The sequence below is a fragment of the Lysinibacillus sphaericus genome (assembly GCF_015844675.1).
Lineage (GTDB): Bacteria > Bacillota > Bacilli > Bacillales_A > Planococcaceae > Lysinibacillus > Lysinibacillus sphaericus_E.
This window is the reverse complement of the sequence record NZ_LDGC01000021.1, coordinates 52,678-67,756: the sequence shown is the minus strand read 5'-3', so window position 1 is coordinate 67,756 and position 15,079 is coordinate 52,678. Positions and strand designations below refer to the sequence as shown.

Sequence of the window (15,079 nt, the reverse complement as noted above, 5' to 3'; positions counted from 1 at the left end):
GGATGGAGATTGCCGTCTAGATGTGTTTTTAACTTTTCAAGCGTCTTATAGACAAGGGACATCTTTAACGTAGTAGATAATTCATATGCTACAATTTCTCGTGTTGCGACATCTTTCACGCATGATAAATACGCCCTTTGACCACCTCTATATTGCAGATACGTAATATCTGTTAAGAATACTTTTCCTGGCTCCTCTTGCTTAAATGCACGGTTTAAATGGTTCGGTATACGGCGATGCGCCTCTGTTGCTTTTTCTAACAGACGATATGGATTCGCACGACGTACTTTTGCATATAAATTGAACTTACGCATCAGACGAAGAATCTTTTTATGGTTCATCGGTGTGTCCAGCACATCTACCAGTGCCATATAAAATCCACGATAACCAATTTTCCCTTTCGCTTGATCATAAATTGATTTTAATAAGATGTAATCTTGATAATCAGCTTCTTCACGTAAAGCGTGTTTCTCCCTATTTTGAAGCCACTTATAATAGCCGCTTGGACTGACATTCGCTACCTGACAAAGATGACGAGTCATATTTTTTAATTGATATAAACGAATCGTTTCATTGATGGCTTGGTATTTCTCTTTTGGTGTTAAAAACGATTCTTCTTCGCCTGCCTTTCCATTTCGTCGAGCTTTTTTAACAGATTAAGTTCTGCCTCTAATAGTTGAATACGCGCTTCCGCTTTCTCAAGTTTTTTTTCTGCGGATAAGTTTTCAAGGCGTGGACGACCAGTACTCTCTTTTCCACGACGTTCCTCGTAAAAGCCTTCCTTACCATGTGTTTGATATGTTTTCTTCCAACGGCTAATTGCACTTTGAGCTTTCTTAATTCCTATCAGCTCTAAGTCAAATCCTGCTTCTCTGAAGATTTGGACTGGACCTTTTCCTTGTAAATTTGCCTGAACAGCTTTCAATTTAAAGTCGGCTGTATATTGAATTGAGCGGTCGGATACTGAGGCGACATTTGGATTCGCTTCAATTTGTCTGCGTTGGTGCTCGTTAAAAATTATTTTACTCATGATGTTCTCCCGTTCATAAATGGTATGGTTAGTATAACGGGGTTTTCAAACGTTGAAAATAGAAAAACCCCGAATAGGTCCACTTTTTTTAAAGTGTCCACTATTCGGGGTTCAGTTCATAGTAGAGAAATACACCCTTTTAACATTTCATTATTTATTAACGGGACGATCTTTTCCAATTCTAAAAACATAATAGCTCATGATCACAATAACTAAGAAAACAATTCCCACAATAAGAGAAATCCTCGTATCATCATTAATCCACATACCGATTAGCACCATTATTAAAAAGGCAATCGTTAAATAGTTTGTAAATGGTGTTAAAGGCATTTTGAATGGATGCTTGGAAAGTTGTTCACCTTTTATTTTTCTAAATCGTATTTGACTGATTAAAATAATAAACCACGGAACCATCCCCGGTAATACACTAGCACTGTATACATATACAAATAAATTCCCTGGTGCAACATAACTTAAAATAACACCGATAACCAAACCAAATAGCACGCCTACTGTACCGAAAATGGGAACACCACTTTTAGAAAGCTTCGCAAAAAATTTAGGTGCTTGTCCATTCATGGCAAGTGTATATAGCATACGTCCCGCACTATAAATTCCACTATTACAGCCTGACATCGCTGCTGTAATGACCACAAAATTAATAATACCTGCCGCAGCGGTAATTCCAACCTTTGCAAAAGTTGCAACAAACGGGCTACCAATCGTACCTAATTCATCCCACGGATAAACAGTTACAATGACAAAGATTGCACCGATATAAAATATTAAAATACGCCAAATAATACTTTGAATCGCACTCGTTATAGTTTTTTGAGGATTCTTCGCTTCTCCTGCTGTAATCCCAATAAGCTCAACACCTTGATAGGCTGCAACTACTAATGATAACGCAAAGAAGAAACCTGTCCAACCGCCTGTAAAGAAACCTCCATGATTCCAAAGGTTCGATAATCCGATTGCCACTCCTCCATTACCAATTCCAAAGAAAATAAGACCAAAGCCTGCAACAATCATTAAAACAATCGTTACAATTTTAATCATGGCAAACCAAAACTCAAATTCTCCAAAAGTTTTAACAGAAATAAAGTTGGCAACACCTAAAATAATCATTGCAATTAAGCCCGGAATCCATGCCGGTAAATCAGGATACCAGTATTGCATATAAGTCCCTACTGCTATAATCTCTGACATCCCAACAATAACCCACTGAAACCAGTTACTCCACGCCGTTAAATAACCAGCTAATGGGTGTATATATTTATAGCCAAATGTTGCAAAGGAACCTGTACTCGGCTCCATGTAAAGCATTTCTCCCATTGCTCGCATAATGAAGAAAATAAATATTCCTGCTATACCATATGCAAGGAGAACGGAAGGCCCTGTCCACTGAATGGCACTAGCAGACCCCATAAACAAACCTACGCCAATAGTACCTCCAAGAGCAATCATTTGGATATGACGTGCATCTAATCCCCTATTTAACTCTTTATTTGCCACAAATTACGCCTCTTTTCGAAGTTCTTTCTACGATGAATTATTTTATAATAATAATAAATTCTGTAGAAAAACACAATTGTATTTTTAGGAAAAACATAAATTAAGGCAATACGACAAGGGTTCTTGGGGGCATTTTGAAGGTACTGTCCGTCGATATGGCTGTTCTATCCGTCGCTTTGACGGTTCTTTCCGTCGCTTCGGCGATTCTTTCCGTCGCCTTGGCTGTTCTATCCGTCACCTCGGCTGTTCTATCCACTTTGGCTGTTCCATCCGTCTCTTCGGCGGTTCTTTCCGTCGCTTTGATGGTTCTTTCCGTCGCCTTGGCTGTTCTATCCGTCACTACGGAGGTATTATCTATCACTTTGAGCAACACTTTCATCTTGGAACCAACTTTGAGTAAAAACCTATTTTATTACGTAAAAAAACTCTATTCCATCATGAAAGGCGATGAATGGAATAGAGTTAATTTTGTTATTGCAATAACGTCTGTTCTTGGAGCTTCGCAGAGAAGTATTTTCGTGCATCTGCTGTTAGAATTTGCATCAGAATAACTTCTTCTTGACGGGCAAATTCTACAAACATTCCACTTAAATTTTCATAAACATATTTGATTTTATAGCCACTATCTAAATACTGATCTACTTTTTCTATTTCCTCTGTACTTTGTTGATGTTCTGACATGCAATCACCTCACCTTTTTTGTATATATCTTGGTGTTAATTTTTATTCAGCACCTTTTATTTCTAACAGAGGATCTGGTTGTTCAACGATGTCATCCTCATCTGGAACTACCGTTGGAGTAGGCATTTGTTGCTGCCCAAATAGTTCATCCAGATTGTGACCAGCTGTAATTCCTAAATATTTTGCATCACTTGGATCTTCTAGCTCAGCTTGAGGGTATTTTTTGAACCACCAATATTTCGCTAGTACATAATATACAAGTGCCCCTACAAAGAACCCTACTAACGAAGAATAAGTGGAAAATATATTTGCTACTGCACCACCGATAATCCAAGCAATTAAACCAGCTACGTTAAAGCCGTTCCAATATTTAAATTGACCATCTAATTCATACAGTGCTTTAACATGCACGCGGCGCTTACGGATTAAATAATAATCAGCATATAAAATACCAACGATAGCTGTTAGAATTCCTCCGATAATTAAAAGTGCATTGACTAATACATCAAATAAACTCCAAGGCTGTGCTAGAATACCAATGATTCCTGCAATAACAACCCCAACCCAAAACGGCACTTTTGGACCCCCAATATTTGAGAAGATCGTTGCCGCTGGAATAACATTTGCAGAGGTATTAGTTGACCATTGTGCTAACACAATCATTAACAGTAATATGCCTAAAATAAAGCCACTTGCACTTTGCTGTAATGCATTGATTGGATCAGCTGAGGCAACAGCCATATAGCAAACAGCACCTATTGTCACAATGAAAGTATTTGTAATCGGCATAACGATTAATGAGCCAACCAGCTGTGTTTTATTACGTTTGAACCAATTGCGTTCATTTTTTGGTGCTTTAAAGTAGCGTGAAAGTGAAGGCATGTCGGCTGCTAACGTCGACCAAAAGCCCATATTTGCCATAATCACTACCATAAATGCAGTGAAGGCAGTGAAACCTGTTGTTGGCGCTTCCACCCACGTCCAAATATTTTTCCCTTGAGCTACTGCATTATCTGCCAGTGTATAATACATCCAACAAGAAATTAAAATAATTACTGGTGCTGCCAAATCTGCAAAGCGTTCAATAGATTTAATACCTAGTGATGTATTAAATAATTGAAGTGCTGCAAAGACAATGAAACAAATAAACCAATTATCAAAATTAAAAAGTAAATTTAAAATACCATTTATTGCTAACGCACCGAAATAAGTGTTCAGACCGAACCAACATGCAGCCGTTACACCGCGGACAAGTGATGGGATATGAGTGCCAAATGTACCGAATGGAGCACGCATATAAACCGGGAATGATAAGCCATGTTCAATGCCTATATCACCAATTAACGTCATAAATACACCGATTAAACAAGAGCCAATCAACGTTGCTAAAATCACCATCGGCAACGGCAAGTTTATGATTGCCGAGCCACCAATTGCAAAAGCAGCTAATACAATTGCCATACCTATCCAAATTACTGCAAAACCAAATGTTCCAATATTTCTTTGTTGATGTGTCACTGGAAGTAAATCTGGGGATTTTAAATAATTCCCTTCACGTTCCATCTAATCTCTCCTTCTTTTATCAAATTTCCGTGACAACTTACATGAGGTTATTCCTTCAACGATGCTAAAGGAAGTTGGAATTTCAGTTATCTTCATTCGGCAAAGTACACCCACCTTAGAAGGTAGTGAGATGATTACAGATATGGCTCCATTTAGTTAGTGTCCCAGCACATACGAATGAAGATTTAGCCTCCGAACACAATTACGCAAAGGCGAAATTGATTTTAGAGGTTTACTTAGATAGACTACTAATCAGAGTTTGACGTTCATTCCAAGTCATAGGTGGGACAGTAGATGGACGTTCAACCATTGTAATAGCACCATCTGCTGGACAAACGATTGAGCATAAATTACAGCCTACACAGTCCTCTTCTCGAACTTTCAGCATTGGGCGACCATCTTCTGTATATAAGTCGATACATTGATGCGATGTGTCCTCACATGCAATATGGCACTTGTTACAGTTAATGCAAACATCATTATTAATTTCAGCTACGATTTTATAATTTAAATCTAAGTCACCCCAATTAGAATATCTGGAAACTGAGCGACCTACTAAATCCATAACAGAGGCAATCCCTTTATCATCTAAATAGTTACCCAGTCCATCAATCATATCCTCAACGATACTAAAACCGTGATGCATCGCTGCTGTACAAACTTGTACGCCCGTTGCTCCCATTAATATAAACTCGGCAGCATCTTGCCAGTTGGAAATACCACCAATGCCCGAAATCGGAACATTGAATAATGGATTACGAGCACATTCTGCAACCATATTGAGTGCAATTGGTTTAACGGCAGGACCACAATAGCCACCATGCGCACCCTTTCCTGCTACATGAGGCACAGTATTCCATGTATCTAAGTCAACACCCGCTAAGCTGTTAATCGTATTAATCATACTAATTGCATCTGCCCCACCTCTTGTGGCCGCTTCTGCGGTTACCGTTATGTCGGTAATATTTGGCGTTAGCTTCACTATTACTGGTGTTTTTGCTGCCTCTTTCACCCAATACGTTTGCTTTTCCACCAATTCAGGTACTTGACCAGAGGCAGAGCCCATTCCTCGTTCTGCCATCCCATGTGGACACCCAAAGTTAAGCTCAAGCCCATCAACACCCACATCTTCGACTCGTTTAATAATCTCATGCCATTTTTCTTGCTTTGGCTCCACCATTAAGGAAGCGATTATCGCGTGATCTGGAAACCTTTTTTTCGTTTCATAAATTTCTTTTAAATTTACCTCTAGCGGACGATCCGTAATCAGTTCAATATTATTGAAGCCCGCTACTCTTTGCCCGTTAAAGCTAACAGCTGCAAAGCGTGAAGAAACATTTAGAATCGGATCTCCCAATGTTTTCCAAACAGCACCGCCCCACCCTGCTTCAAATGCGCGTTGTACTTGATAGCCTGAATTCGTTGGTGGTGCTGATGCTAGCCAAAATGGGTTCGGCGATTTGATGCCCGCTAAGTCAATGCGTAAGTCTGCCATATTAGTTCCTCCCTTATGCAATCTCACTTGGATTTCATCAATTATGCCTCGGCATAATTGTGTCTGGAATCGGCTTTGTGCTTAGGCCTGCAGGATGCAGGTCAGTTAGCCGTTATCGCATGGATGCGATGATTTTAGGCAACATCCTATGTGAACTCCTTTCCGATTCCGTGACATCCGCCGGAGGCTTTAGGCCAACATGAAGTTGGTTACTCAGTCATTGCCACAGGACGTGGCGTTCTTAGACTGAGTTCCTCTATTTCAGCAAGTGTTTGGACACCTACTGAAAAGTAACTTAAATCTGCATTCATCTCACCAACTATAGATGTGGGAGACTTCCGCTGAAAGAAGTTAAACGTTCATGGATCTTGTATGCTGCGTCTTTTCCTTGCTGTACAGCTGTTACAACCATCGCCTCGCCCTGGCCATTTCCGAAGACGACATCTCCACATGCAAATACTTTGTCATTCGAAGTTTGCATTGTCGCTTCATCAATATCGACAACGCCATTTGTATGCTGGAGCCCAAAGGCTTCAATCAGTGACACAAAACGTGTTTGCCCAATTGCTTTAATAACAGCATCCACTTCAATAATAAAATTGGAGCCCTCCACCTCTTCAGGCCTTTGTCGACCATCAGCACCCGCTTCACCGAGCTTCATTTTCACACATTCAATACCTACAACCTCACCTAACTCATTACCGACAATTTTTTTCGGGGCTGTCAGCCACTTAAACTCCACACCATCCTGCTTGGCAAATTCATATTCAAATTTGTACGCAGTCATTTCTTTTTGTGTTCTTCTGTAAAGAATTTGTACATTGTCAGCACCTAAACGCATTGCACATGTAGCACCATCAATCGCGGTATTACCAGCACCAATGACAGCCACTCGCTTCCCAACAATATCTTTTGTAAGCGGTCCCATTTTTGTCTTTCTGACAAACTCTATCGCATCATGTACACCTTCTAAACCTTCTCCTTCAATGCCTAGATTCGGAACAGCTCCCATACCAATTGCTAAAATAACACTGTCATATTGCTCCAAGATCTCTTCAGCAGAAATATCAACGCCGACAGTTGTGTTTGTTTTGATTTCTACACCAAGTTTTTCAATCTGTTCAATTTCCCAATCAACGACTTCATTCGGTAAACGGAACGACACAATACCATAGTTACCTAAACCACCAGCTTTCGCTTCAGTCTCATAGATTGTGACATGATAGCCAAAACGACTAAGTTCACGAGCAGCCGATAAACCAGCGGGACCCGCACCAATAATCGCTACCTTCTGCCCATTACTTTGCCCTTGCTTAAATAGCTGAGCATTCGTTTCCATTGCCCAATCTGTTGCATAGCGCTGTAGCTCTCCAATTTTAATAGGCTTTGTTGAGGAATTTAACACACACGCCCCTTCACATAGTTCCTCCGTTGGACAAACCCTTGCACAGCTTGCACCAATTGGATTTGCTTCTAATATAGTCGTAGCAGAGCCCTTCATATTACCAGAAGCAATTTTTTTTATGAAATTCGGGATTTGAATACTCGTCGGACAAGCTTTAATACATGGTGCATCGTAGCAATAAAGGCAACGATTGGATTCTTCAATTGCCTCATTCTTTGTCATCCTGCTAGTCAATTCCATAAAATTACGTTTTAACTGTTGGGACATTGTATTTTCTTGATTCAGAACCATTTCCACATCCCCCTCATGTGTTCATTTTTTCCTTCAAATAATGGCTCGTCACCATAACGTTTGGTTGATTTTCGTTCCGGCTAGGCTCTTTCCTGGGGGCGTCCGATGAGCCGCTTCTCTGCGCCGCAGGGTCTCATCTTTGACGCTAATCCCCAAGAAGTCGCCAGCCTTCACTTCAATCAACCTATATACATGGCATAAGCTTGAACAGATGTCATCCATAACTTTTGGTGATGAGCTTTATTAATTACACTATTGAAAAAAAAGCTACATTCAACATACACCCACCATCAATAAAGGAAGAAAGTCTTCAGTAGCTAAATGAAGATATTACGAGACCGATTGCTCTGTTCTCCACCAAAGCAATCGGTCATAGGCTAAATATTAAGTGCTTCTGCAGCAGTTGTTTTTAATGGGCGTTTTATATATTGCCCACTACCTAGTACACCAACAAATTCTTTATTTTTAATGACATATTCCCCACGAACTAGTACACTTACTGGTTCACCTGTTACTTCCCATCCTTCATAAGGGTTGTAATCAACGTTCATATGATGGGTTTTAGCCGAAATTTCTCGTTTTACCTCTGGATCAAAAATAACAATATCGGCATCAGAACCGATTGCAATCGTTCCTTTTTGTGGGAATACGCCAAATATTTTTGCTGCACTTGTGGAAATCATATCGACAAACTCATTGATAGAAATTTTTCCTTTTGCTACACCTTCTGAATATAAAATGCTGAAACGGTCTTCGATAAAAGGCCCACCGTTAGGAATTTTAGAAAAATCATTTAATCCTAACTGTTTTTTACCTTTGAAACTAAACGAGCATTGATCAGAGCCAATTGTTTGTAGTTGTTTTGCTTTTAGAGCATTCCATAAATGATCCTGATGGTATTTCGGGCGAAGTGGTGGGGACCAAACATATTTTGCCCCCTCAAAACCAGGTTGTGCCAAAGCAGATTGATCCAAAGTTAAATATGGTGGACATGTTTCACCGTAGACGTTATAACCCTTTTCACGCGCAGCAATGATCTCATCTACTGCCTCTTTACATGTTACATGTACTACATAAAGGGTAGCGCCAGCAATATGGGCTAACTCGATCGCACGTTTTGTCGCTTCGCCTTCTAATTCAGCTGGGCGAGTGAGCGCATGATAAATTGGCTCCTTTTGACCTGCACGTCGCGCCTCTTCCACAAGCTCATCAATAACAGAACCATTTTCACAGTGCACCATAACAACAGCACCGAGGTCCTTTGCTATTTTAAAAGCTTTAAAAAGGGTGCGATCGGTTGCTTGAAATTCTTTCGCATAAGCCATAAACACCTTTACAGAAGTAATGCCCTCCTGCTCTAAAATTTGCGGCAATTCAGCTTCTGTTTCAGGCGTTAAATCACCGATCATTAAGTGGAATCCATAGTCGATAGCTGATTTCCCCTTCGCCTTGTCATGCCACTTTTCAACTGCAGCTGAAAGTTTTTCTTCGCCAGCCGTTAAGCAGAAGTCCAAAATAGTAGTCGTCCCACCAAATGCCGCTGCAATGGTACCAGATTTCCAATCATCATCAGTCACAGTATTGTTAAATGGCATATCTAAATGAGTATGCGGATCAATCCCACCTGGCATCACCATCTTACCAGTAGCATCAATAATTTCTGCGCCTACTTCGGATAAATCTTTACCTATTTGAACAATTTTTCCGTTTTCAATTAAAATATCTGCCTCAAAAACATCTGCAGCTGTTGCTACTCGTCCACCTTTAATAATTTTTTTCATTCTGCCCCTCACCCTTCGTAAAATAATGGAGAATGCTCAATTAATTCATAAAACCTACCTTAATGTAATGTGTAGGTCTCCCCCATACTGAACTTTGTTTGCAACGTCAACACTGTTTCAAGTAATACATCTGCTCCTTTCGCACAATCCTCAAACGTTGTTTCCTCTTCCTCACAATGACTCTTACCATTAATACTAGGTACGAAAATCATCGCTGATGGAACAATACTTGCCATATATTGCGCATCATGTCCCGCTCCACTAAACATTCGATGAGCAGTATAGCCGAAGCTCTGACAAGCCCTTGCCACTTCATTACAAATATGAGTATCAAAATAAACTGTATCTCTCCCCCAAAGTTTAATCGGCTTAATGTTACAGCCCATATCCTCTGTAGGAAGATGTTTCAGTATATCTTCAACTTTTTGTATAATCTCTGGTTTTTGATGACGTGAATCAATCGTAAACGTCACTTTGTTCGGTATAACGGTATGGATATTTGGAGATACATTCATTCGACCAAAAGTAAATACCAACTGTTCATCAATTTTTCCGAGTTCTTCATGTAAATGCGTAATAATTTTTGAAGTTACAATCATCGGATCTTGGCGCATTGTCATCGGCGTCGTACCAGCATGATTGGACTGCCCTGTAACCGTAATTTCATAGCAAACCATTCCTAATACACCTTCAACAACTCCGATTTCAAGTTGCTTCGCCTCTAGAACAGGTCCTTGCTCAATATGCAATTCAATGTAAGCAAGAGCTTCCGTTAAACGATTTTCTTGATCCCCTTCATACCCACTCGCTTGCAGTGCTTCTTTAAAACTAGTGCCATTTTTGTCGACAGATTGCAGCATTTTTTCTTTTTCAAATTTAGATGAAATGACACCAGAGCTCATCATTGCTGGATCAAAACGAGCACCTTCTTCATTCGTAAAATTAACAATCATTATAGGGATATCTAGCTCAATCTCGTTTTCCTTTAACGTCCTAATGGCTTCTATAGCCGTTAAAACGCCTAATACACCATCAAATTTTCCACCCTTTTCAACGGAATCTAAATGCGACCCCATAACAATTGGAGCGACATCCTTTTTCCCAGGGAGAATAGCATAAATATTGCCCATATCATCGACTTTAATGTCCATTCCTAATTCATCACAACACTCACAAAAATAGTTTCTTGCTAGTACATCCTCATTCGAAAGAGACAAACGAGTTACGCCACCATTTTCAGTAGCTCCAAATTGACTAAATTGTTCAATTAACTCTTGCAATCGTCTACTATTACACTTATACATATGCAATTCCTCTCTTTCACAGTAGTTATTCACATTCTATAAAAGATAAAAATTATGAGATATAGCTAGCAAACTAAAAAAATATGTGCATCTGCACATAATATATGGTAAGTTATGTTCATAATAAGGGGGGGGAAGAAATGGGGACAATTCGCAAAATTGTAGAGGGAGTTCAATTCCCAATGCTAACATTAGTAGCTGGACATAACGGAACGTATCGAAGAGTTACAGGGATTAACGTAGTAGAAAGCATCGATTTAATTATGTTTTGTAGACCTAATGAATTAGTCGTGACTACAGGTATCAATTTATCTTCTGACGGAGATTCCTTAGAGCAGCTTGTAAAACTAGCTTTCTCTAAAAAGGTAGCAGGTTTTATCATCAATACTGGTCCATATATTCCTAATATACCAAATTCAGTCATCTCTTTTGCTAATGAACATGATTTCCCTATTTTTCTTATGCCATGGAATTATCGAATAGCCGATCTATTAAAAACAACATTTCAATTTATTGCTAATCACCATCAAGAGCTGTCTATCGAAGAAAAGGTTCTTTATAACATACTTTTTCGCTACAAACAAAACGCCAACTATATTAAGGATCAATTAGCACTACTAGGATTTCCACAAAGTAGAGAACTGGCCATCATTTCATGTACAACACATAATGTCCAAGCTAACATTGACCGTTACGAGGTCATGATCCAATTTGCATTTCAAAACAGATATAAACGCTTCTTAAAACTAAAGCATAAAAATCACCTCATCTTTTTAATCGACAAAGCACAAATCAATACACCTAATACTCCCTTCTCAAAAATTGTTGAAGAAATTTACGACAAAATTACACAAAAAAATGGTTACTTAGATATTATCATTGGTAAAGGAAATTTTCATAAAGAGCTTGAAAATGTTCGCAAAAGCTATGATGAGTCATTAACAGTAATCCATTTAGCAAAGCTTCATAACAACCGCTTCCTATATAAATATAAAGAAATTGGTGCCTATAAAATTATTATGGCTGTGCAAAATCAAACATTGATCAAATCCTATAGCCAAGATATTTTAGGTCAGCTTTATCGCTATGATGAATTGCATAACACAGATTATGTACAATTTTTACGCATTTTTCTCGAGGAGAATGGTAGTACTCGTAGGATAAGTGAACGACAATTTATTCATCGCAACACAGTACTTTATAAACTAAAAAAAATAGAGACTCTTTTAGATATGGACCTAAGTAATCCATTTACAAAAACAAATCTATATATCGCATTTTTGATTGAAGATGTATTGGCACACCAATAATTCTTCACCATAAGACTTCCAATTTGAGCGGCCCATCCGATATCCAAGTCGAGATAGATCGTGTAAATAATCCAATTTTTGTTTTATAAATCTACCTAATCCTTCACCTTTCTAAGTAATAGCCAATATCCGCTTCACTATCAGGGTGCTATCTTTGCGGATATTCTCTTATTTTTCATAGGCCACGAACAAAAAAACTGACGAACCATTGTTCATCAGTTTTTTTGGGGGAATATCAATAAACTAGGAGTTATTTTCTGTTATTGTGTTTATTTTTACTATGTGAATCCTTTTTTTCTTCTTTTACCACATCCGTTGTGTTGAATGCAGTAAAATCTTCTTCATCACCAATCTCCATGCCATAGCTTGGATTCCTGTCTATGCGCGTATGAGGATCAAGGTCTTCATCCTCATCAAATCGCATAATTAGAATCGGAATAGATATTAGTCCGGCTAACCCGATAAAAGCATAAATCCATCGAGACAATACTGCTGTTTGTCCACCGAATAAATAGGCAACTAAATCAATTCTAAAGAATCCTATAAGTCCCCAGTTGATTGCTCCAATAATGACTAACACTAGAGCGATTCTATATACTACGCTCACGTTTACACCTCCCTTATTTGTAAATACGAAGCCAGTTATACACTTGAAGTTTATTCTTCACATGTATGAAAAGCGTCGTCATTGCAAAAAAACTGTCATAACAAGCGAGAAAACAACAAATACTTATTGTAATTAAATCGCTCATTTTGACGGTCTTATTTTTAGCAATAACCGTTATTTTATACAAAGTGCATAGCAGGCTACAAACAAAGGGAATGCTAGTGAATCATATATAATAAATCGCCTTTTAATGGCTTAGCAGCATAACGTGGAGATCCTTTTTCGCTCTCTTTTAAATCATATTTTTGATTTTTATTGCTTAAGTCCTTTCTCCACATCCCTCCTGCATAGCCTGTTAACGCTCCTTTTAGTTCCCTCAAAAGCGTAAAAAGCCAATCCCCCAGCTAGTTGTACCAATTGCATTCGAAGCTCGCTTTCGCTTTAGTAATGCAGATAATAAATCCCACCATTACCTATAAATAATAGCTCTTCAGCTGAATGTAGTTCATACGAATGATACAATTTGGCTTCGATTGGATACTGAAAATATATTAAAGGATAAACAGGAGACTTACTGGTTAGAGGTAACAGACAAACTAGATAGCATTGAAATGTATTTAGTCAAAGAAGATGGCTCCTATCGTGTTCAAAAAAGAGGAATATCAAATGTGGACGATCAAAATATTCATTATCGTTCGAATTTATTTCAAATCCAAGAACCTTCCGTCAAAGAAATTTATTTAAAATTAGATGGAAAATTACCATTAAGTTCAATTTCTTTTCTTTTTGTAACGGATAGCTTCATCAATAAGATTATTGACTATAAATATTTAACAGGAATGTTTTATGGGTTCTTATTAGCTTTATTAATTTACAATTTATTTTTATTCTTTTCGTTAAAAGAAAAGGCTTACTTTTACTATGTTTTGTATATGTTTAGTTTTATCCTCTATCAGGCTACATTGAATTCTTTAGATGTTGAGCTATTAGGACAATTTTTGCCAAAATGTTTTTTTATAAAATCCTCCGCTATCAGTGGGAATCTTTTACTTTTTTTTATGATTCTATTTTGTAAAGAGTTTCTTGAACTAAAAAAATATTCACCTCGATTCCACAATTTCGGAAATTTACTATTATGGACCACTATACTTTCTTTAATTGCTTCATTCATTATCTCTGATGTGGCAATTACTAATAATGTCACAATTATTTCGGCTGTAATTGTCTTTATTTTCCTTTGGTTATCAGGAATTTTTGTATTGTTAAAAGGTCAGAAAATGGCTAGATTTTATATGGTAGGTTGGACTGTTTTACTTGGTTCTATCAATGTGCAAGCATTGGCTTTTTTAAGTATAATTCCATTCCATCCAGTTATATTTGAGGAAGTTCCTGCAGTTGGTGCTATTTTTGAATCTATATTTTTGTCATTAGCATTAGGTGATAAAATCAATATTATTAAAAAAGAGACTCAGGAAATACAACAAAACTAAATGAAACACTCGAATATAAAGTTAAAGAACGAACACAAGAGCTAGAAAGAGCAAAACTTGAGCTTGAAAAGTTAGCAAATACAGATCGCCTAACTAAAATTCCAAATCGTGTAAGGTTAGATTATGTGTTAGAAGAAGCACTTGAACAGGCTCAACATCATGAGACTACGTTTTCTATTATTCTACTAGATATTGATTATTTTAAGGAAGTCAATGATGGGTTCGGCCATCAAGTTGGTGACCTAGTTTTAATGAACGTAGCTGAGATATTGCAAAATACGATTCGAGAGCAAGATACAGTTGGAAGATGGGGTGGTGAGGAGTTTTTAGTTATTTGCCCTCAAACTACATTAGATGATGCTGTTAAGCTTGCTGAAAATCTTCGTCAACAATTAGAAAATTATCAATTCCTTCTTGTGCAGAGAAAAACTAGTAGTTTCGGTGTCACTAGCTATGTAGATGGCGATACACGAAATACTTTATTATCAAGATGTGTTTAGCATTATACAAAAGAACGAGGCAGAAACTGTGTTGAATTTTTAATAGATGATGGTAATGACAAGATTTCTTGTACGTAATAGATCACTCATTATGAGTGGTCTATGTT

At 38.0% G+C, this 15,079-nt stretch carries 12 protein-coding genes and 1 pseudogene; 3 read left to right on the top strand and 10 right to left on the bottom strand.

Annotated features, from left to right (window positions below; all coding sequences use genetic code 11):
* From ABE34_RS07670 to ABE34_RS07630, 9 genes and pseudogenes are all read right to left on the bottom strand, one after another.
* A pseudogene (locus ABE34_RS07670) lies at nucleotides 1–1,030 on the bottom strand (IS3 family transposase); the annotation flags it as partial.
* A gap of 150 nt (nucleotides 1,031–1,180) precedes the next feature.
* On the bottom strand, nucleotides 1,181–2,545 hold the full coding sequence (locus ABE34_RS07665) for an amino acid permease (protein WP_197141490.1): 1,365 nt from the start codon (nucleotides 2,543–2,545) through the stop codon (nucleotides 1,181–1,183).
* 100 nt (nucleotides 2,546–2,645) lie between these two features.
* Entirely contained in the window at nucleotides 2,646–2,924 is a 279-nt protein-coding gene (locus ABE34_RS07660) for a hypothetical protein (protein ID WP_197141489.1), read from the bottom strand.
* 92 nt (nucleotides 2,925–3,016) lie between these two features.
* Nucleotides 3,017–3,226, bottom strand: coding sequence for a hypothetical protein (locus tag ABE34_RS07655; RefSeq protein ID WP_197141488.1), 210 nt, complete (start codon nucleotides 3,224–3,226; stop codon nucleotides 3,017–3,019).
* 42 nt (nucleotides 3,227–3,268) lie between these two features.
* Nucleotides 3,269–4,789 (bottom strand): NCS1 family transporter, encoded by a 1,521-nt coding sequence (locus ABE34_RS07650; protein ID WP_197141487.1) that lies wholly within the window; start codon nucleotides 4,787–4,789, stop codon nucleotides 3,269–3,271.
* Nucleotides 4,790–5,021: 232 nt separating this feature from the next.
* Complete coding sequence (gene preA, locus ABE34_RS07645; protein ID WP_197141486.1) at nucleotides 5,022–6,284, bottom strand: NAD-dependent dihydropyrimidine dehydrogenase subunit PreA; 1,263 nt, start codon at nucleotides 6,282–6,284, stop codon at nucleotides 5,022–5,024.
* 319 nt (nucleotides 6,285–6,603) lie between these two features.
* Nucleotides 6,604–7,980: an NAD(P)-dependent oxidoreductase gene (locus ABE34_RS07640; RefSeq protein WP_197141485.1), complete on the bottom strand. Its 1,377-nt coding sequence runs from the start codon at nucleotides 7,978–7,980 to the stop codon at nucleotides 6,604–6,606.
* 377 nt (nucleotides 7,981–8,357) lie between these two features.
* Nucleotides 8,358–9,761: a dihydropyrimidinase gene (hydA, locus tag ABE34_RS07635; RefSeq protein ID WP_197141484.1), complete on the bottom strand. Its 1,404-nt coding sequence runs from the start codon at nucleotides 9,759–9,761 to the stop codon at nucleotides 8,358–8,360.
* A gap of 59 nt (nucleotides 9,762–9,820) precedes the next feature.
* A complete protein-coding gene (locus ABE34_RS07630) occupies nucleotides 9,821–11,065 on the bottom strand; it encodes a Zn-dependent hydrolase (protein WP_197141483.1) in 1,245 nt (414 codons plus the stop codon).
* A gap of 140 nt (nucleotides 11,066–11,205) precedes the next feature.
* Between ABE34_RS07630 and ABE34_RS07625 the strand changes: the two genes are divergently transcribed.
* Nucleotides 11,206–12,375 (top strand): PucR family transcriptional regulator, encoded by a 1,170-nt coding sequence (locus tag ABE34_RS07625; RefSeq protein ID WP_197141482.1) that lies wholly within the window; start codon nucleotides 11,206–11,208, stop codon nucleotides 12,373–12,375.
* A 250-nt stretch (nucleotides 12,376–12,625) separates the two neighbouring features.
* Here ABE34_RS07625 and ABE34_RS07620 read toward each other — a convergent pair whose 3' ends face one another.
* A complete protein-coding gene (locus ABE34_RS07620) occupies nucleotides 12,626–12,982 on the bottom strand; it encodes a DUF378 domain-containing protein (protein ID WP_197141480.1) in 357 nt (118 codons plus the stop codon).
* A gap of 533 nt (nucleotides 12,983–13,515) precedes the next feature.
* Between ABE34_RS07620 and ABE34_RS25035 the strand changes: the two genes are divergently transcribed.
* On the top strand, nucleotides 13,516–14,472 hold the full coding sequence (locus tag ABE34_RS25035; protein WP_241747166.1) for a 7TM-DISM domain-containing protein: 957 nt from the start codon (nucleotides 13,516–13,518) through the stop codon (nucleotides 14,470–14,472).
* 98 nt (nucleotides 14,473–14,570) lie between these two features.
* Nucleotides 14,571–14,972, top strand: a complete 402-nt coding sequence (locus ABE34_RS25030; protein WP_346655535.1) for a GGDEF domain-containing protein — start codon at nucleotides 14,571–14,573, stop codon at nucleotides 14,970–14,972.
* Nucleotides 14,973–15,079 lie beyond the last annotated feature (107 nt).

Bases quoted from the DNA above. Each gene is read 5' to 3' on its own strand.
- ABE34_RS07630 (WP_197141483.1), bottom strand. From the start codon at position 11,065: ATGTATAAGTGTAATAGTAGACGATTGCAAGAGTTAATTGAACAATTT.
- preA (WP_197141486.1), bottom strand. From the start codon at position 6,284: ATGGCAGACTTACGCATTGACTTAGCGGGCATCAAATCGCCGAACCCA.
- ABE34_RS07660 (WP_197141489.1), bottom strand. From the start codon at position 2,924: ATGAAAGTGTTGCTCAAAGTGATAGATAATACCTCCGTAGTGACGGAT.
- ABE34_RS07640 (WP_197141485.1), bottom strand. From the start codon at position 7,980: ATGGTTCTGAATCAAGAAAATACAATGTCCCAACAGTTAAAACGTAAT.
- ABE34_RS07625 (WP_197141482.1), top strand. From the start codon at position 11,206: ATGGGGACAATTCGCAAAATTGTAGAGGGAGTTCAATTCCCAATGCTA.
- ABE34_RS07650 (WP_197141487.1), bottom strand. From the start codon at position 4,789: ATGGAACGTGAAGGGAATTATTTAAAATCCCCAGATTTACTTCCAGTG.
- hydA (WP_197141484.1), bottom strand. From the start codon at position 9,761: ATGAAAAAAATTATTAAAGGTGGACGAGTAGCAACAGCTGCAGATGTT.
- ABE34_RS07655 (WP_197141488.1), bottom strand. From the start codon at position 3,226: ATGTCAGAACATCAACAAAGTACAGAGGAAATAGAAAAAGTAGATCAG.